Source organism: Natronomonas moolapensis 8.8.11 (assembly GCF_000591055.1).
Taxonomy (GTDB): domain Archaea; phylum Halobacteriota; class Halobacteria; order Halobacteriales; family Haloarculaceae; genus Natronomonas; species Natronomonas moolapensis.
In genome coordinates this window covers 576,639-593,258 of sequence record NC_020388.1, presented here as the reverse complement: position 1 = coordinate 593,258, position 16,620 = coordinate 576,639, and the positions used below count along the sequence as shown (strand labels likewise).

The 16,620-nt window shown below is 55.4% G+C and carries 19 protein-coding genes, 1 tRNA gene and 1 pseudogene; 8 read left to right on the top strand and 13 right to left on the bottom strand.

From position 1 onward, the window contains the following. Window positions 1-5: 5 nt before the first annotated feature. The 4 genes from NMLP_RS03050 to NMLP_RS14970 all read right to left on the bottom strand — a co-directional run bounded on the left by NMLP_RS03050 (window position 6) and on the right by NMLP_RS14970 (window position 3,796). Window positions 6-212 (bottom strand): phage integrase SAM-like domain-containing protein, encoded by a 207-nt coding sequence (locus tag NMLP_RS03050; protein WP_049926059.1) that lies wholly within the window; start codon window positions 210-212, stop codon window positions 6-8. A gap of 662 nt (window positions 213-874) precedes the next feature. Then, on the bottom strand, window positions 875-1,333 hold the full coding sequence (locus tag NMLP_RS14975; RefSeq protein ID WP_152024091.1) for a hypothetical protein: 459 nt from the start codon (window positions 1,331-1,333) through the stop codon (window positions 875-877). Window positions 1,334-1,375: 42 nt separating this feature from the next. Next, on the bottom strand, window positions 1,376-2,812 hold the full coding sequence (locus tag NMLP_RS03045) for an IS66-like element ISNamo3 family transposase (RefSeq protein WP_015408665.1): 1,437 nt from the start codon (window positions 2,810-2,812) through the stop codon (window positions 1,376-1,378). A 36-nt stretch (window positions 2,813-2,848) separates the two neighbouring features. Further along, on the bottom strand, window positions 2,849-3,796 hold the full coding sequence (locus tag NMLP_RS14970; protein WP_015408664.1) for a hypothetical protein: 948 nt from the start codon (window positions 3,794-3,796) through the stop codon (window positions 2,849-2,851). A 525-nt stretch (window positions 3,797-4,321) separates the two neighbouring features. Between NMLP_RS14970 and NMLP_RS14965 the strand changes: the two genes are divergently transcribed. Together NMLP_RS14965 and NMLP_RS14040 are read left to right on the top strand one after the other, a co-directional pair. After that, window positions 4,322-4,822, top strand: a complete 501-nt coding sequence (locus NMLP_RS14965) for a ribbon-helix-helix domain-containing protein (protein ID WP_015408663.1) — start codon at window positions 4,322-4,324, stop codon at window positions 4,820-4,822. A gap of 8 nt (window positions 4,823-4,830) precedes the next feature. Continuing rightward, window positions 4,831-6,021: a tyrosine-type recombinase/integrase gene (locus tag NMLP_RS14040; RefSeq protein ID WP_084260770.1), complete on the top strand. Its 1,191-nt coding sequence runs from the start codon at window positions 4,831-4,833 to the stop codon at window positions 6,019-6,021. A 339-nt stretch (window positions 6,022-6,360) separates the two neighbouring features. On the opposite strand, the gene NMLP_RS15965 is transcribed toward NMLP_RS14040, so the two are convergent. The 5 genes from NMLP_RS15965 to NMLP_RS03025 all read right to left on the bottom strand — a co-directional run bounded on the left by NMLP_RS15965 (window position 6,361) and on the right by NMLP_RS03025 (window position 9,792). Continuing rightward, a complete protein-coding gene (locus NMLP_RS15965; RefSeq protein ID WP_269453347.1) occupies window positions 6,361-6,495 on the bottom strand; it encodes a hypothetical protein in 135 nt (44 codons plus the stop codon). Window positions 6,496-6,549: 54 nt separating this feature from the next. Continuing rightward, window positions 6,550-7,533: a methyl-accepting chemotaxis protein gene (locus tag NMLP_RS03040; protein ID WP_015408661.1), complete on the bottom strand. Its 984-nt coding sequence runs from the start codon at window positions 7,531-7,533 to the stop codon at window positions 6,550-6,552. 230 nt (window positions 7,534-7,763) lie between these two features. Then, complete coding sequence (gene hmgB / locus NMLP_RS03035; RefSeq protein WP_015408660.1) at window positions 7,764-9,101, bottom strand: hydroxymethylglutaryl-CoA synthase; 1,338 nt, start codon at window positions 9,099-9,101, stop codon at window positions 7,764-7,766. A gap of 71 nt (window positions 9,102-9,172) precedes the next feature. Further along, complete coding sequence (locus tag NMLP_RS03030) at window positions 9,173-9,514, bottom strand: DUF5615 family PIN-like protein (RefSeq protein ID WP_015408659.1); 342 nt, start codon at window positions 9,512-9,514, stop codon at window positions 9,173-9,175. Window positions 9,515-9,516: 2 nt separating this feature from the next. Further along, window positions 9,517-9,792 carry a DUF433 domain-containing protein gene (locus tag NMLP_RS03025; RefSeq protein WP_015408658.1) on the bottom strand — a complete coding sequence of 92 codons (276 nt, stop codon included), beginning with the start codon at window positions 9,790-9,792 and terminating at the stop codon, window positions 9,517-9,519. A 180-nt stretch (window positions 9,793-9,972) separates the two neighbouring features. Between NMLP_RS03025 and NMLP_RS03020 the strand changes: the two genes are divergently transcribed. Together NMLP_RS03020 and NMLP_RS03015 are read left to right on the top strand one after the other, a co-directional pair. Further along, the gene (locus tag NMLP_RS03020; protein ID WP_015408657.1) at window positions 9,973-10,263 is read left to right on the top strand and encodes a UPF0175 family protein; all 291 of its coding nucleotides are present in this window, start codon (window positions 9,973-9,975) and stop codon (window positions 10,261-10,263) included. After that, a complete protein-coding gene (locus NMLP_RS03015) occupies window positions 10,264-10,782 on the top strand; it encodes a DUF3368 domain-containing protein (protein ID WP_015408656.1) in 519 nt (172 codons plus the stop codon). A gap of 461 nt (window positions 10,783-11,243) precedes the next feature. Here the strand turns inward: NMLP_RS03015 and NMLP_RS03010 are convergent, their stop codons facing one another. Genes NMLP_RS03010 through NMLP_RS03000 form a run of 3 tightly spaced genes read right to left on the bottom strand, consistent with a single transcriptional unit; the run spans window position 11,244 to window position 13,471 of the window. Then, complete coding sequence (locus tag NMLP_RS03010; protein ID WP_015408654.1) at window positions 11,244-12,488, bottom strand: hypothetical protein; 1,245 nt, start codon at window positions 12,486-12,488, stop codon at window positions 11,244-11,246. A gap of 37 nt (window positions 12,489-12,525) precedes the next feature. Further along, window positions 12,526-13,107 carry a DUF2150 family protein gene (locus tag NMLP_RS03005; protein WP_015408653.1) on the bottom strand — a complete coding sequence of 194 codons (582 nt, stop codon included), beginning with the start codon at window positions 13,105-13,107 and terminating at the stop codon, window positions 12,526-12,528. Window positions 13,108-13,159: 52 nt separating this feature from the next. Next, window positions 13,160-13,471, bottom strand: a complete 312-nt coding sequence (locus NMLP_RS03000) for an MTH1187 family thiamine-binding protein (RefSeq protein ID WP_015408652.1) — start codon at window positions 13,469-13,471, stop codon at window positions 13,160-13,162. Between the two features lie 88 nt (window positions 13,472-13,559). On the opposite strand from NMLP_RS03000, the gene NMLP_RS02995 reads away from it, so the two are divergent. Together NMLP_RS02995 and NMLP_RS15765 are read left to right on the top strand one after the other, a co-directional pair. Further along, window positions 13,560-13,763 carry a hypothetical protein gene (locus tag NMLP_RS02995; protein ID WP_015408651.1) on the top strand — a complete coding sequence of 68 codons (204 nt, stop codon included), beginning with the start codon at window positions 13,560-13,562 and terminating at the stop codon, window positions 13,761-13,763. A gap of 244 nt (window positions 13,764-14,007) precedes the next feature. Continuing rightward, window positions 14,008-14,184: pseudogene (locus tag NMLP_RS15765) on the top strand (RNA-guided endonuclease TnpB family protein); the annotation flags it as partial. A 326-nt stretch (window positions 14,185-14,510) separates the two neighbouring features. On the opposite strand, the gene NMLP_RS02990 reads toward NMLP_RS15765, so the two are convergent. Next, window positions 14,511-14,581, bottom strand: a tRNA-Gly gene (locus NMLP_RS02990). A gap of 189 nt (window positions 14,582-14,770) precedes the next feature. Here NMLP_RS02990 and NMLP_RS02985 point away from each other — a divergent pair. Both NMLP_RS02985 and NMLP_RS02980 read left to right on the top strand, forming a co-directional pair. Continuing rightward, window positions 14,771-15,604, top strand: coding sequence for a putative RNA uridine N3 methyltransferase (locus NMLP_RS02985; protein ID WP_015408650.1), 834 nt, complete (start codon window positions 14,771-14,773; stop codon window positions 15,602-15,604). Between the two features lie 5 nt (window positions 15,605-15,609). Continuing rightward, window positions 15,610-16,620: a 50S ribosomal protein L3 gene (locus NMLP_RS02980; RefSeq protein WP_015408649.1), complete on the top strand. Its 1,011-nt coding sequence runs from the start codon at window positions 15,610-15,612 to the stop codon at window positions 16,618-16,620.

Sequence of the window (16,620 nt, the reverse complement as noted above, 5' to 3'; positions counted from 1 at the left end):
TAAGTTTAGCCGTCAGTATATTTTGACCCCTCGAACAAAATAAACTCTGCAACATTGTCTACCGTTATTTCGGTTGGAGTCTCATCCTGTCGTTGCTGAAACTCGGTAACGGATCGGATAGCCCATCTGTAGGACTGAACCGTTGCCTCTGTGCTATGCTCCTCAAGCTCATCAAGGAACTCAACAGCTCCTTTGGGTAGGTTCACTACCATATGTATAATTAGTAGTCCATCCTTGCCAGATGATTCGATAAGATCTGATTTAATTGGTTTTTTATATACCCCCACACCGCCGCTGTACTGCGAATTCGACTATAGTTTAAATGGAATCCGATTTACTTGTTCTTTCTCGCTTGAGAAACATACCGTTAGTCGCAAAATCGATGCTTCCCCTGAGTCTGTAGAACCTCTTGTTCAGCCGGTGAAAACTGCAATTTGACCTATTAGATCTGTCCCTCAGTACCGGAGAACCGCAAGAAGACTCTTTACCAACAGCATAATTAATGCGGGCGCTTAATTAAGAGTCTCTGTTGCTGAGTGAAAATTAAATCATGTATGTGACAGTCTTAAGATGGGTATTAATTACTAACCATGATGATAAGCAGCCGATGGCAGAGTGAGGGTGGCACTTTTTTCAGACTGGAAGTGGGAAGCCGACGACAAAGTAAATGAATAAATGGCTTACGCTCTTGTGAAGCAGATTGTTGGTAGCGATGCGGAAGCTCATTTCGGGATGGTCGAAGTACTCACGTAGCCGCCCACAGCTACGAACTGCTCCGGCCACGGCGGCTTCTTTCGTATGGAGAAATCGCAAGACAACTCTCCACCAACAATGTACTTCCTAAGAGCGAATGGCTTATTTCGCTACCAAATAATCACGACAGTTCATTAATTCGTTCCTTACACGCCTCCTCATACAACGATTCCCATGAGCCCTCGATATGCTCTTCAGAAGGACAATCAAGCGCAAACGCATAGCATGCATTAGTCACATATATGAATGAGGGCCTAACGTAGTCCGCTTCCTCAGTTGGCGTTGGCAGGTATCTGTCTGTCTCTCGAATCTCCTCCATAGGGAATATGATCTTACTAAGTAATGTACCGTACGCAGTCAATTCGTAGTTTTGATCTATAAGCGGATAGTCCTGCCAAGCGGACTTAATCCGATGCACACCTCTAAGTTTTTTGAGACCACTAGTGATGATATCGTCGCTTATTTCATCTTGATCGCCAAGGCTACATTCTCTAACACACTCGTTAATATCTCTATTTTTGCTATTAGAGAATAAAATTGCCCCCTGTAGAACCTCGTAATCCCGTAGGTCTGGACCCATATTTGCAACCTGTTTAAATACCTGTTCTATATCAGTATGTGTTTACCCCGAGGATGCAACAGCGGGTACGGTCTGAGCTCGTGAAATCATCTCGTTGTTTCGAGCGATTCGCTTGAACTCGTCGTAGGGATTGCGTCCCTGCTGGCGGCACGTCGCCAGCAGGGACAGCAGCGTCTCATGCACGAACATACCGCGGTCGTTCCGGAGTGTTCCGATGATTTTCCGGAGAACCACTGGCTCACGGAGCGCATTTTCAGCGGCGTTGTTCGTTGGGGAGACCGCTGGCTCACCGATAAAGGTGAGCCAGTGGTCGAGGCCTCCTTCGATCTTGCCGAGTAGTGTTGCCACTGGTCCGTCAGGAACTGACCGTTCTATCAGCGATTCAAGCTCTCTCCGCGCCACACGTTGGAGTTCTGCTCGCTCGCGGACTGTCAAGTCGCTCTCCAGCCGGGTCTGGAGAGCGACGTACAGCTGTTTGAGGGCACGGTAGATCGGTTCGCCTTCCGTCTGTTTCTCGGCGGCGTCTTCAGCCTCCCGTAGAATATGCGCCCAACACCGCTGGAGGTTGCTGCTGAAAGCCGGATACGCCGTCCACCCGTCACAGACGACTGTTCCCGCGAAGTCCTCGCCGAGGACTTCCGCGGGAACATCACTTCCTCGACTCTCCCTAGCCACGTACAGCGTGTGCTCCTCGGTGGTGAACGTCCAGATCCATGCCTGTTCGCCGTCGCGTTTAATTCCAGTCTCGTCAACGTGGACAACGTCGGCTTGCTGGATCTGACGGCGAATCTGCTCGTATTCACAGCGACCGGCGCGTGCAACGCGCTCGGTCGCGTGCCACGCGGACGCACCCGTGAACTCCAGTCCGTGGAGTTGTTCGAAGCGATCGGCGATCTTCCGGTAGGGAAGGCGGTGATCGTACCGAGAGAGCGCCGCCTGTGCGATGACATTCACCCCGAACTGCCCCTCATCGGGGCAGTCGGGGTGTGAGGCGACAGTCTCGGCACCACAGGAGTGGCACTCGTAGTGATGGCGGTTGTACTGTGTGACCTCTGGTGGCTGTGGATCCGGGAGTTCCTCGACGAGTCGGGGGCTGACGCCCGCCGACTCGTCGAACGCTTCACCACAGTCTGGACAGCAGTCACAGGTAACCTCGATCTCTTGATCCGGGTCAGGAGCGTCGCGCCATTCCGGGTCATGTCCGGACTTTCGGCCAGGCGTGCCACCGTCAGTACGTGGTTGTTCGTCGTCCTCGTCCCCATCGGACGAGGACGACTCCTCCTGGTCCGATTGGTCTTTGCTCGGTGGTGTATGGGGTCCCTCGTACCACCGAAGCTTGGCTCTGAGCCGCTTGTTCTCCTCTCGAAGTTCCTCGTTCTCTTTCTCAAGTGCGACCAGACGCTCAAGGATCTCTTCCTTGGTAGGTTCCGAAGAGGTCATGAACAGGCGAGACGGGATGGTCTCCGGTCTGGAGACCATCCCTCGAAAGCGTGTTTGCCCGCCTGTTGCATCAGTCTACGACACCAGTTGGGTGGCACTCACGAGAGAGTGACGATATCCATCTGGGGGTAAACACGTACCTATATCATTTAGGATACGGTCCCTAAATGCAAACACATTCTGGATATTCTGAGTGTAGTTTTGTTTTAAACACTCTACAGCGTATTTTGTCCTCTCTGTCTCACTTCCCAAATCTGGAGGGTGACCATCCCCAAGGTTGAATACTTTATTTATGACTGGCGGATACGGCTCAATTCGGATACCTGCGTCATCAAACTCGGCTTCCATTCTTGCAAGGATCGGATCATCATCCTCCACCACGGCTTCCCCAACCAGTTCGTCAACGAGCTCTGTCGCTTTCTTGTTTTCTGCTAGTTCTTTTCCATCTAAAGCTATATTTTCATCAAGTGTGTTTGTTTGACTTTTATTTATTGGCGATCTATTAATAAGTCTCTCTCTCACCCGGTCATCGTGATCCGCAGGACTTTCTACTGGCCTACTTGTACCATATCCATTAACACCGAGACTGAATCCATTAATTAAGGCTTCCTGAATATTTTTTTCTTCAGCTAGCTCATCTAACTGAGCTGAGTAAGTTAACAAATCAGCTAAATGACCTAGCTGCATCCCGATTATATATGTACTTTCATCAATTAGTTCTTTATTAAAAAATTTATTCCCTTCTGAATAGATCAGATTATCTGATCCAGGGTTACTTATGTCACTTTTAATATCTGACCAATACTCGTCATCGCAAAAACCAGCATACTGCAATGCAGCAAGATCTTCAATCAGATTAAAAAATCGGTCAGTAATCTGTCCTATCTTTTTATTTTCGATGTTTTCTCTGAGTTGAGAGTTTGAGTTTGATGCGTTTTTTGGAGGTTTTCCATTCAGGACATAAAACAGCTCATTCGCAGTCAGTTGCTGAAGTTCATCGCGTTCAATTTCTTTCTCACTCATACTGGCTATTGAATATTCTCTCTAATTTCAAGTTTATCAAAAGATTGGATCACCTTCGCCCCAATGTTCTCGCAGGCATTCGTCTTTAGCTAAGACCGTTAGTAATATTTAGAGAAAGAATTATTTTCTGCGGTATTAGAACGACGGAACTAGCGACTGAGATGTTCTTACTATCGGGAACAGGCGATACACGACGATCGGAACCCGTGTTTTCGGGTTGTAGCGAGCGTGTTGCGACGCAATTCGCCTTCGATACGCGGTTATTCAGTATTACTGTGAGTATTAGCTAAAGACGAATGGTTCTCGCAGGTCAAACCGGTACGAAATCCGTTCCACCTCTTGTCGTCCGTATTTGGTATTTAAACTCGTCTTTAATTTCAATTTATCGGAAAAACCGGATCACCTCCGCCCTAATGTTCTCGCAGGTCGAACTGGCATGAAATCACCACCTACCCCATCCAACACTCCGTTCGGGTACCTATGGAGAACGGTAGCGAGGAGAATAACGAATCTAGGTGATTCCTGGTGACGAAAAGCAGCACAAGGGACACTGTTCCAAAAAAATTCAGTCTAACTGACTACCATGACGAATTGCTAGAAAAGGTCGTTGAGCAGCGATACGCTTCTCGAAGTGAGGCTGTCCGAGCTGCGATTCAACACCACGCACGGTATATCGATAAAAATGGAGAGACAGAGATCGAATCACTAGATGCTGATCTCAAGCGGATCGCGGATAATATCCAAGCTCTCCATGAGAAGCTCGATGAGAAAAACTCAGGAGTCGTTCATATTCCTGAGCAGGTAACCGGTGTGGCGGAACCTGAAGAACAGCCGGTGACGCGTACTGATACTGAAGAAGCAATCGTTCAAGAGTTGAATGAAGAGAGCCCGCTGACTGTGGATGAACTAGCTGAGAAGACCGATGAAGCGATGCCATCGGTGATCGTCGAAGTAGACTCCTTACAACAAGAGGGCATAATTCGCTCTGCTGATGAGGACTCATCCGCATATAAACTTAACAAGTGACAACAATCATGTCTAAAAACACAAAACTAACTGAATTCACCACGGAGAGTAGCCGGCAATCTACAGAGGTCCCGACGAGCGATCAAGACACGAATAGTGAAAGCGTCGAAGATAATAATAGTTCAGAGAAAGAGACTACTGATTCTGAAATTTGTGAATGCTACGATGAAATATACGAAAAATATCAAGAAACACTTGAGGAGTTAGGGATTACACCGCCCAAGTGTGGTCACTGTATTGAGTATCTGTGCGAGTCATGTATCAATAATCTTCTAGCTGAAGGATCAGTGAAGAACTACAACAGCTCGCTCCGGTTCCTTGTTGATTACCTTCATGACGAGGGCATGTGTGTCGAAGATGCAGGGTTCGCGGAGATCCGCCGGTACTTTGAGTATCGAGCTGGGATGGAACGATCGAAATCCTGTTTGCAGAATGATAAGAATGCGGTCGTCGGAGCAATCGGGAGATTAGAAGAAGAAGAGGATGAGTTCCTAAAACTGACATGGAAAATAAGACAAAATATAGATCCAAATAGGTATGCAGTTGATTCCGGATTTGACCGAGAGTGGTTAGAAACTGAGGAGATTGAGAAGTTGTTAACGGAATTGGACGATTTCAGAGACCAATTGATGCTACTCTGTTCAGTAGAACTAGGACCCCGAGAGGAGGCACTTTGCCTGATCAAAACGTCCGATATTAATCTAAAAGAGGAGACAATAGAACTCCGAAACACAAAGATCGGTGGAACGTATGTAATGCCATTAACAGAGAAATTAGTCAGTCTGTTAGAACATTGGATCAGTGACGTTAGATCGAGCTATGTTCAAAACGGGGATCATGAGTATCTCTTTCCTTCCAGAGACGGTGGGGGATTGTCAGGCAGTACTTATAGAGATACTGTCAGAAAAGCTGCTGAAGACGCGGGAATTCAAGAAGAGATCGCCAAAATACCAATGCCAGAGAGACAACAGAAAGCTATGGGTATTGACAAGGATTATAGGAGTAAACAACGTGTAGATATTCATACCCTTCGTCATACGTTCTCAAGACTGCTAAAAAAGAATGACGTCTCCAAATCTGCACGGAGTTATGCCTTAGACCATGCAAGGGACGAGACAGATGGATACGGGAAAGTTACAGAAGCTCATATAAGAGAAATAAGAAACAAATTTAATGGCGTTGATATATCAAATATATAGGTAACTAAATCGAGCCCTCTTGTATTAACGACAGTGGTGGTTATTGTAGTAAACAGTTAGCCGGCGCTTGGCGCAGGTTTAATTGCCTTCCCCGGTTTCGTGGAATCGTTTGATTTGCACGGTATCGGTCTGTAAGAGTCCCTCAACGATGTTGCGGTTACTGAAATCAAGGCGTCATTAGACCACTTCGTGAGGAAGAGTGAGATACCCCAGAGCGTCAATGAGGAACTTCTCGTCTCCGACACGGGGTATCTCTTCTAGTTCGGCAGGAGGTTGTTCAGCAGAATCACAGCCACTATGCCGCGGAAGACGTGCGTGAAGCCCTAATCCAGTCAGTAATCAAACCACAACCTCGGAAGAATCTGTTATCCCTGCGTGGAGTCCCTGTAATAAATTTTCCAACTCTATCGAAGAACCCCATTCACGTTGCTCTATCAATGCCTGGAACTCAAAAGTATTTTCTTTTTGATACATGATAGGTGTCTTCATAAACGAAGGTGAATACATGGAGTGGTCATCAAGTGCCCACTACGCCCCTACAACGTTGGCGTTCAACGCGAGGATGTTCGTTTGGTTGGCGATTTCGTTTATTACGCCGGCGATTTCGGTTATTTCTTCTGTGGTTTCGGTCAGGGATTCGATCTGTTCTACTGTTGCGACAGTCTCGTTCTCTATAGCCTCCATCTGGGCGATCGCCTCCTCCGCGGCCTGTTGGGCCTCCCCGGTCGCGGTGGCGGCATCGGAACTGGTCGAGGCGAGCGTCTCCGTCGTTGCGGCGATCTCCTCGGCGGTCGCGGATGCGTCCTCGATTTCGTCCGCGGTGGCGTCGAGCTGGCGGCGTTGTGTGCTCGTCGCCTCCGTGATCTCCGTGGCGGCCGCGACCGCGGCTTCGACCTCGGACTCGGCATCGTCGCTCAGCGATTCGAGCGTCCTCGTGTCGCTCTCGATCCGTCCGGCGAACGCCTCCACGGACCGGAGTGTCGCTTCGAGGTCGTCCAACATCCGATTGAATGCGTCCCCGATCAGCGCCATCGGTTCGTGTCGGTCGTCGACGTCCACTCGCTGTGTGAGGTCGCCGTCCGAGGCGGCTTGCATCGTCGCGGCGTATTGGTCCGCGATCTCCCGGTACTCCTCGACGAGCTCGTCGGCCTCGGATCGGGCTTGTTCGGCCTCCTCGCGCAGCTCGGTTGCGTTGTCGATCTCGTCGGAGAGCGACCACCGCATCGTATCGACCGCCCGGAACAGATCGCCGAGCTCGTCGTCGCGATTCGACGGGAGGTGCGTTCCGAGTTCCCCGTCCGCGATCGCGCCGGTTCGCTTTCGGAGTTCGGTCACCGATGCGATGGTGCTCGTTCCGGTAATCGACCCGAGCGCAAGCAACCCGGCCCAGGCCATCGTGATCGTGGCGGCCACGCTCCCGGTCGTTACCCCGACGACGGTGACGATGCTGCCGGTGATCGCGTACCCGATGAGGAGTTTTATCCCGTATGATTCCCGTATCCGACTCAGCATACACCGCCTCAACGGACGGTTACACCGTAATAATGCGACCGGTTCCGTGGATGGTTATGAGTGCTGAAGCGGTCCGTATGTATTTTAACTCGAAGTCGGAGAGAACACACACAGTCGGGCGTTTGCCGGGCGATCCGCGCCCACCTCGCGTCCCGGACGCGTCCGCCCGACCGGGAGCCGGGGTACGTCCGTCGGTGGCGAGGCCGAACCTCTGGCGGGCGACTAACGGATCACTCGACGTAGCGGTACTTCCGCTCGCCCATCCGGCCCCAGCCGTCGAAGGCGAACTCGCCGTCCGGGACAGTGAACTCCTCGACGCTCGACTCCTCGTCGAAGTTGTGCGCGTCGTGGACCTCCTCGTACTCCCCGAAAGTCAGATCGTAGCGGGCCTCGAGTTGCTCGTCGATATCCAGTGCCTCGATCTCCCCGCGCCACCCCTCCTGTAGTGTCTCGACGTGGATCTCCGCCTGGGCACCGGAGCCGTACGATCCGACGAGCAGTTGCTCGCCGACGGCGTCCTCGTCGGCCTCGGCGAGGGCCTTGATGCCGGCGATCCGGGCGACGTGGACCGACCCGGTGTACCAGTTGCCGACGTGCCGGGAGATGTCGAGCGTCGGGTCGATCGTCCGGTCGTACCACGACTTGTATCGATCGGTCTCCTTGAGCGCGTCGGTGTACTCCGAGAGCGCGTCCATGTACGCCTCGTCGTCGTCGAACCCCTCCGGCCGCGGTTGGCGGCCGATCTCGGCGGCGAGTTCGTCCTCGATCTCGGTGTCGCGGGTGATGTGTCGGTACGCTAACACGGCGGCCTTCCGGACCATCCCGGGGAAGGGGGTGTGGAACGGTCCGAGTCGGAAGTCGTCGGGGTGGATCTCCCCGCCGGCGCGCTCGTAGTCGACGAGCGCCTCGCGCATCCGGGCCAGATACACCTTCACAGAGCGCTTGCCGTCGACGCTCGGGAACTGCTGTTGGGGCTTCAGGAAGTCAGTCTCGTCGGCGGAGCCGTACCCCTGGGCCTTCGAGAGTTCGACGAGATCCGGGTCCTCGTCGATCAACATCGCCACCGCGCCCGCGCCCTGGGTCGCCTCGCCCGGGTCGTCGCGAGCGTACAGCGCCGTGTCGGTCGCGATCACGAGGGCGGCCCGGCCGCGATTCCGCCCCGCCTCGATCCAGTTGTACGCGTCGTCGACGCTCTGGGTGCCGGAGACGCAGGCGAACTTCCGCTCGCCCTTGTTGGCGTGGTGGAGGTCGCCCTCGAAGACCTGCTCGAGACAGCCGCCGATGTACGTCGAGACGGGCTTGGAGTGGTCGAACGCCGACTCCGTGGCGACGTCGATCCGACCGATGTCGTCCAACCCGAGACCCTTTCGCTCCATCAGCCGATGGGCGGCGTTGGCGCCCATCGTGACGATGTCCTCGTAAGTGTCCGGGAAGGAACTGGCATGGAGACCGAGTCCCTTCGTGTACTTCTCGGGCGCGTCGCCCATCTCCGCGGCGAACGTCTCCGCGAGGTCGAGTTTGAGTTTGCCCGTGCGGATCTCGATGGCGTCGATGCCTACACCTGTCATACCCCAGTGATCGGCGGCGTGATATAAGTTATTGTCGGTGGCTAGTTCGTCGATTGTCGAACAGCGTGGCGCTACAACCAGTTTTCGAGCCACTCGACGTGATTCCGCATGTCGTCGGGGGAAAAGAACCGGTCGATTCGCCGGATTGCTGTGACAAAATCGCTCGGATCGTGGTTCTGCTCGCTGTAGAAGACAATACCGGTGTGGGACTGCTTCTGTGCGAGTCTGACAAAATCATCGTCGTTGGTCACCACCACGAGGTTCCGTTGGGAACTCCTCTGGAGATGAACGTCGTCTTTCTGACCGGTTCTGTCCCCTTCTATCACAGCAACGACGTCGACCCCGTTCCCGCGAAGTGCGTGTATATACGACCGCTTGACGTGTTCGTCGGCCAGAAACGACAGTTGCGCCATCGTCAGCGCTTGATCGTATCCGGCGCGTGTGACTCCTTTCGAAGGGTTTCGAGGAGCTCTTCGCGCTGGTGGCGATACGTCTCCATCTCGTCGACGTTATTATAATAGTACGCAAGCGCCTCGTGGATCTCGGCCAACGAGAGGTCGAGTTGGTCGGCGACGTCGGCCGGGTCATCGTTACACTCGAGAACGAGCTCTGCAACCTGGAGTACGCTCACCCGCCGTCCGTCCAGCCGTGGCTTTCCACCTAGGACACCCTCGGTTGTGACGACTGGCATACAACTACGTTTGTCGGCAACTCGAATAAGTATTCGGCCCGGCGTTATGACCCTGTTCAGATACTCGGGAGTCTACGACGAGGACGGCTTTTTATAGCCACGCATGCTGCGTCAAAACCACGTTTTCGACCGAATTGATCCACCGAAGCGCTTGTATACATATAATACAATGCATACACTGTGGGAACGATCTCCACTCGCGTCCCCGAGGAACTCGAAGCCGAACTCGAGGCGTACCTCGAAGACGAGAAACTCGACCGGAGTACGGCTGTCCGGAAGCTCCTCTCGGAGGGACTCGAAGACTGGCGTCGCGAGCAGGCACTCGAAGCAGTGGCGAACGGGGAGATCACCTTTCACAAAGCGGCTGAACGCGCCGACATGTCGGTGTGGGATTTCGCCCAATTAGCAAAGGAACGCGACTCGACGTGGGTCGACGGGGATCATGTCGAGGACGACCTCGAGGCGCTGTGAATGTGGGTCTTCGACGCGACGCCGCTCATATACCTCGCCAAGGCGGAGCGATTGGCACTCTTAAACGATCTGGAGGAGCGACGTCTGATTCCCGAACTAGTTTATAAGGAAGTCGTCAGCACCGGTATCGAGGAAGGATATCCCGACGCCCGTCGGATCGAACGGCTCGTCGATGACGAAGTTTTTGACACCGTATCCGTTTCGGAGACGGATATTTATAAACGACTGCGGACGAACGATCGTCTCAGTCGGGCGGACGCGTCGGTTCTTTCGTGTGCGAAACGGCGAAATGGGACTGCTGTCATGGACGAAACGTACAGTCGAGACGTGGCATCGACCGAAGGGATCGACACGCGGGGCACGGCGTATCTCGTCCTACTGTTGATGAAGCGAGGCGCACTCGATCCGGAAGCCGCGCGGGAGACCATCGATGCGATGTTGAACGCCGGGTGGTACTGTGCGCCGGACGTGTACGCAGGGGTGTTGCGGAAACTTGATTCGTTCGACGGGTCATCGTAGTCGAACAATAGAGTGATTTCGGGTTTGGAATCAATCTCGCTCCGTGCTGCCGTGTCGAGGTTCGTTCGAATATCTCTCTGCCGTTCTACATGGCGTACTTCGCTACACTATTTCGGCGTGTAGCGTCTTCGCGAGATTGAGCTTGCGTTTGCTCATGCGGATATCGACGGCGTCGATGTCTACACCTGTCATTTTTGAGTGATCGGTCGCGTGATTTAATTTATTGTCAGTGGGAGGTTCGTTGACTTTCGAGTCCACTTGACTTGCTAACTCGCGGGTTTACAAGAATTTATATCGATAATTAGACTATAAGTATTTTTATACTACGGGATGATTATTTAGCCCGGTTCTGCGAATACTCCCAGAAAAATAGCCAGCTGGGACGCGGGACGGAAAATCCAAGAAACTGTTAAGATATCTTCTGACAAGACGTCTAGCGTATCTATCTGTTACTCTACTAATTAAGGAACATCCACGAAATACTGTCTGGATGATCCATCCTCAAACATTAGCGTCAATATAAACCATTCCCTGTTACCACTACCCGGATTTTTATCAAAGTCAAGCTGAAATGTATAATCAGAAACAATCTCTACAGGTGAGTTGAGTTCCTCAAACTCACCACCAACTGTTAGAGTGGCCAATTCGCTTCCAGTGTCATCGGATAAGTCAGCGTTCGACGGGGTCTGGCCCTCGTTCTTCGCGTTGTAGAAGTTAATTCTGGCATCTGTGACTGTTGCATTTGAGTTTACACTTCTGAATGTTAAGTCTAAATATTTGTCATTCCCGTCGTTTTCTCGTTCTATATTATCAAGAACAACATCTGTTGGGTTGAGAATATCTGTTCCATCATCAGAAGAATCTTGGCTCGGAGGGTTCGGACTAAATGCTGGGTCGCGATCAAGCCCCGCGGCCGCACATGAGACGTTGTAATTCCCTAGAGCCCCGCCATCCTCTGCTTCGATTCGTACCCGCCCGTCGTCTCGGTCAGTCGCAGTAATATCCATACCTTCGAGAATCGTGCTTTCCCATTCCTCTGCGCTATACTGGCTTGGAATCGTGATATTGGAAACTGTTCGGCTGTCCGCTGTCCTGTTCCGTCGACTAGCGTTAATATCGAAGGAATACGATTCCTGACTGGCGCGAGACACCGACCCATTCAGTAATAAAAGGCTGATCTCACCTGATGACTCCTGAATCAGCCGTTGTCGATCATACACGTTCCCGTCTCTGAACTCCTGCGCAACGAACCTATTTTCGTACGAAACGGCTCTGGGACTCCCATACTCGTTGTAGTTCGGTGTGTACCGTAGTGAGTTGGTTGTCGGAGCATCAGTTTCACACACGTCTGTGGCTATGTTTTCGCCGTCGGCTAAATTGACTTCTACTGTTCTATCTCCTTCCTCTATCGTCTCCAACTGCCCCGAAACCGGCGGCGGATTCAATGCAAGCAAGCGAGCGGGATACTGCGTCCCGAGCCTGAACGTGACGGCACGTTCCTCGTTACTTCCGACCGAATTTACGAGTGTGCTCCGGAACTCGGTAAAATCACTCTGAATGTCCTGAAAGTGGTTGAACTCCACCTCGGCGTTCTGGTTCGGCACGACGACCGCTTGATACGACGAGAAGGCGATGACGAGAATGCCGAACAAGACGATAAATCCGACCAGCGTCGATTGGGCGCGCTCGTCGGGTCGGAATATCATGGCCGAACAACGCGGCTCGCGGATAAAAACGTACGCCTTATTCGTCTTCTTCGACCACTTCGGGGTCCGCGAGCGCCCGCCCCAGCGAGTCGAGACCGTTGACCCAGTCGGCGACTAAACCGTACTCGATCTCCTCGGCGACGTCCATCCCGAGTTCCGCCCCCTCGACGATGAGCGTCCCGGCCTGGACGCAGTGGGCCAGCGCGGTGTCGAGGTCCTCCTCGTCGGTCTCGGCGGCGGCGGCGGCGCGGAGGTGCTCCTCGACGGTTCCCTCGTCGGCGGGACCGCCGACGATGTACTCCTCGGCGGTGTAGAACGCACAGACGAGCGAAGTCTGGATCCCGTCGACGAGCGTCAGTTTCTCCTCCTCGTCGATCTCGACCTCCGAGAGGACGATCTCCCTGATGCGACCGAGTTCCTCGGCGGCGGCGTCGGCGTCGATCTCGCCGTCCTCGTAGTCGGTGACAACCTTCGCGATGGCGATCGTCGCGTCGTCCAGGAGATTGAAAAAGAGGCGCGCGGAGTCGTCGCTCTCGGGATCGATCTCCTCCTCGCGGAGCCGGTCCACCCAGTTGTTCCAGCGCTCGTCCGTGTAGTACTCGTCGGGGGGGCTGCTCATGCCCGAAGATACGGGGGGCCGGGGATATGCCTTTTCCTTGGCGTTGATCGCGCTATCGCTCCGTTTTTGCGTCTCGACCCAGTTCGCGCTCGACCGCCTCGACCTTCGCTTCGGCGGGCTCTCCGCGGGCGCGCTTGTCGTCGATCTTCAACACCGTGCTCACGCGGTCGGCGTCGACGGCCTCGTGTGCCGCCCCCGCCGCGGCCATAATCGTCCCGACGTCGTCGGCTTCGATCACGGTCCCCATCGGGTTCGTCTCGTAGGCGACGTCGAAGTCCTCGAGCGCCTCGACGGCGGCCGCGACCTCGCTCGCCATACTGTCTTCGATCACCGGCGCCACGCTCAGGAGTGCCACGACGGTCATACCGTCACTCCGGCCCCGACGGAAATAGTCGTCTCGGTGGCTCCCACGAAACGAAAGTTTATATTCGGAATCTCGCTACGTGGCACGTATGGCCGACGAGACGAACGACACCATCCGTATGCTGTTGCAGTCGGCGCTCGAACGCGTCGACGACGAGGAGGCGAACTACAAACTCCGGACGGCGCTGCAACTGCTCGACTTCCAGCAGAGCCAGATCGAACGCCTCCGGGCCGCCGCCGAGAGCGACGGAGAGCTCAAAGAGCGCCTCGAAACGCTCGGGTATCTAGAGTAAGGTTTGCAGGCGAGTTTCCGACGCACATACTCGCGAGCACACGCTCACTATCTTTTTGCGAGGAGAGAATCCCGCCGTTTACGGCGTTGACGAGAGCGAAGCTCTCGTTCGCACACCAGAACGCTTCGCGTTCTGGGGACGGGGAGTGAATCCGACAACTCCTGCACCGACCACCGTTGATAGCAAGGCCGGATATTCCACGCTAATGCGAATCATTAAGTATATTTCTCTACATAGGCTATGTATAACGATTGAGGTCACGCGCACCTACGTTGGTTCTATTCAGAACCACCGACAGGTCTGTGATGGCCTCAATTCGCTCGGAGACTCCGCCTCGAAAATCTGGAACGTCGCACGATGGACAGCCGACCGCGTCTGGGGGGAGATAGGCGAAATCCCAAACGCGGGCGTGCTGAAATCGTATATATCCCACCTGCGGTACGGGAAGCCCCGACGTCGTCGGGTGGTTCGAGAGAGCGGAGCTCTCTCGTCATCCCGAACGGCGCTCGCGCCGTTCGAACGACGAAGCCCGACTGCCTGCGGGATCTTCGATCCCGCTCCGTTCACAGCGGGGAGGATGTCACGCGCTGGCGGGGATTTTGAACCAAAATCAGACATTCCGGGATGCTCGCTTCGCTGCGCTTCCGGGCTGTGACTGATAGGGTTCAAATCCGGATCGAATTCCTGAATTCAAGCGACACTCGCGACACGCTGTCGCGGTCGCTCGTGGATTTGAATTTAGAGAGATGCGCTGGCGGGGATTTGAACCCCGGTTGTGACCATGGCAAGGTCACGTGATACCACTACACTACCAGCGCGCCTTCGCAACTTTCTGTACCGGGGAGACAAATAAAAGGCTTGCGGAAGGGCGCGCGATCGCGGCGTGCGAACGCCCGACGCGAATCCCCTGTCAACGGGGCGCACAACCGCCACGGACCGCGGTACTTTTAAGCGTGGGTTCGGTATCATCGCTACAGTCTCGTGAACGGACACGGAAGCGACACGGTATGACACACAGCGTGCTCGTGCCGTCGTCTCTGACCCGGGAAGCCGAGGACAAACGCGAGGCGACTCGCAAACTCGGTTACGTCGCCCGCGCGGCGACGGTCTTTCGGGTCGACCGCCTCATCGTTTACCCCGACCAGGGTGGCGATGACGGGCGGTTCGGCGACGGGTTCGTCGGCACGGTGCTCGAGTACGCCGCCACGCCCCCATACCTCCGAAAGGAGGCCTGGGGCAAGCGGGACGAACTGGAGTACGCCGGTGTCCTGCCGCCGCTTCGTGTCCGTACACAGACCGGCTCCGGATCAGACGGTTCGGGGTCGTTAAGACAGGGAATCGTGACCGAGGTCGGATCTGACGGGCGCGTCCGGGTCAATTGCGGACTGCAACACCCGATCTCCCTGCCGGTGCCGCCGTCGATGGCGGTCTCGGCCGGGGAACGCGTCACCATCAGGGTCTCTTCGCGAGAGCCGGTTCGCGCGAAACTCGTGGCGGACCCCTCACCGGGGTTCGCCGTCGAGCGTGCGACCATCGACGACTGCCTCGCCCGTCCGGACGCCGGCGTCCGAATCGCCGCGTCCAGACACGGGGAGGTACTGACGGTCGATCGGCTCGGGGAACTCTCCGGGCGGACGGCCGACGGACTCACGGTCGCCTTCGGCGCCCCCGAACGGGGGTTGCCGGAGATACTCGACTGTGAGCCACGCGCGGAGGCCATCGGCGACGAACCGAACGCGCGGTTCGACCTTTGGCTCAATACGGTTCCGAACCAGGGTAGCGAGGTCGTCCGGACGGAGGAAGCTCTGTTCGCGACGCTTGCGCCCCTCACACTGGAGTGAGATAAATGCCACAACCAAGCAGACCACGAAAAGGCTCGATGGGCTTCAGCCCCCGCAGCCGTGCGGCCAGCGAGGTGCCGCGGTTCAACTCCTGGCCGGACGACGAGGGACAGCCCGGGTTACAGGGCTTCGCCGGATATAAAGCCGGCATGAGCCACGTCGTGACGATCAACGACGAACCCAACTCCCCCCGAGAGGGCCAAGAGGAGACCGTTCCGGTGACCGTCGTCGAGACGCCACCCATGCGGGCTGTCGCCGTTCGAGCTTACGAAGACACGCCGTACGGAACGCGGCCGCTGACCGAACTCTGGACCGACGAGGTCCACGAGGACCTCGGTCGCGCCCTTTCCGTCCCAGACGAACAGTCCGGCGGCGCCGAAAGCCAAATACGGGAGGCACTCGATTCGGGTGCCCTTGCGGACGTGCGGGTCATCACCCACACGCTGCCGAGCGGGCTTTCGAGCGTCCCGAAGAAAGAACCCGACGTGATGGAGACACGCGTCGGCGGCGGCGCCCTCGGGGACCGCCTCGAGTTCGCGTTCGACCTCGTCGACGACGGGGGCGAGCACGCCGCGACCGACGTGTTCCGCGCCGGCCAGTACGCCGACGTCGCGGGCATCACGAAGGGCAAGGGCACCCAAGGCCCCGTCAAGCGATGGGGCGTCCAAAAGCGGAAGGGCAAACACGCCCGCCAGGGCTGGCGCCGACGCATCGGCAACCTCGGCCCGTGGAACCCCTCGCGGGTCCGCTCGACGGTCCCTCAGCAGGGCCAGACCGGCTACCACCAGCGAACCGAATTGAACAAGCGGCTCGTCGATCTGGGTGACGACGACGTCACCCCCGACGGCGGCTTCGTCAACTACGGCGAGGTGGACGGTTCCTACGCTCTCGTGAAGGGCTCCGTTCCGGGTCCCGACAAGCGCCTCGTTCGGTTCCGCCCGGCGGTGCGACCGGCCGACCAACCGCGCCTCGACCCCGAGGTCCGGTACGTCTCCACCGCTTCCAATCAGGGATAA

Bases quoted from the DNA above. Each gene is read 5' to 3' on its own strand.
- NMLP_RS03050 (WP_049926059.1), bottom strand. From the start codon at position 212: ATGGTAGTGAACCTACCCAAAGGAGCTGTTGAGTTCCTTGATGAGCTT.
- NMLP_RS14975 (WP_152024091.1), bottom strand. From the start codon at position 1,333: ATGGGTCCAGACCTACGGGATTACGAGGTTCTACAGGGGGCAATTTTA.
- NMLP_RS03045 (WP_015408665.1), bottom strand. From the start codon at position 2,812: ATGGTCTCCAGACCGGAGACCATCCCGTCTCGCCTGTTCATGACCTCT.
- NMLP_RS14970 (WP_015408664.1), bottom strand. From the start codon at position 3,796: ATGAGTGAGAAAGAAATTGAACGCGATGAACTTCAGCAACTGACTGCG.
- NMLP_RS14040 (WP_084260770.1), top strand. From the start codon at position 4,831: ATGTCTAAAAACACAAAACTAACTGAATTCACCACGGAGAGTAGCCGG.
- NMLP_RS15965 (WP_269453347.1), bottom strand. From the start codon at position 6,495: ATGTATCAAAAAGAAAATACTTTTGAGTTCCAGGCATTGATAGAGCAA.
- NMLP_RS03040 (WP_015408661.1), bottom strand. From the start codon at position 7,533: ATGCTGAGTCGGATACGGGAATCATACGGGATAAAACTCCTCATCGGG.
- hmgB (WP_015408660.1), bottom strand. From the start codon at position 9,101: ATGACAGGTGTAGGCATCGACGCCATCGAGATCCGCACGGGCAAACTC.
- NMLP_RS03030 (WP_015408659.1), bottom strand. From the start codon at position 9,514: ATGGCGCAACTGTCGTTTCTGGCCGACGAACACGTCAAGCGGTCGTAT.
- NMLP_RS03025 (WP_015408658.1), bottom strand. From the start codon at position 9,792: ATGCCAGTCGTCACAACCGAGGGTGTCCTAGGTGGAAAGCCACGGCTG.
- NMLP_RS03015 (WP_015408656.1), top strand. From the start codon at position 10,264: ATGTGGGTCTTCGACGCGACGCCGCTCATATACCTCGCCAAGGCGGAG.
- NMLP_RS03010 (WP_015408654.1), bottom strand. From the start codon at position 12,488: ATGATATTCCGACCCGACGAGCGCGCCCAATCGACGCTGGTCGGATTT.
- NMLP_RS03005 (WP_015408653.1), bottom strand. From the start codon at position 13,107: ATGAGCAGCCCCCCCGACGAGTACTACACGGACGAGCGCTGGAACAAC.
- NMLP_RS03000 (WP_015408652.1), bottom strand. From the start codon at position 13,471: ATGACCGTCGTGGCACTCCTGAGCGTGGCGCCGGTGATCGAAGACAGT.
- NMLP_RS02995 (WP_015408651.1), top strand. From the start codon at position 13,560: ATGGCCGACGAGACGAACGACACCATCCGTATGCTGTTGCAGTCGGCG.
- NMLP_RS02985 (WP_015408650.1), top strand. From the start codon at position 14,771: ATGACACACAGCGTGCTCGTGCCGTCGTCTCTGACCCGGGAAGCCGAG.
- NMLP_RS02980 (WP_015408649.1), top strand. From the start codon at position 15,610: ATGCCACAACCAAGCAGACCACGAAAAGGCTCGATGGGCTTCAGCCCC.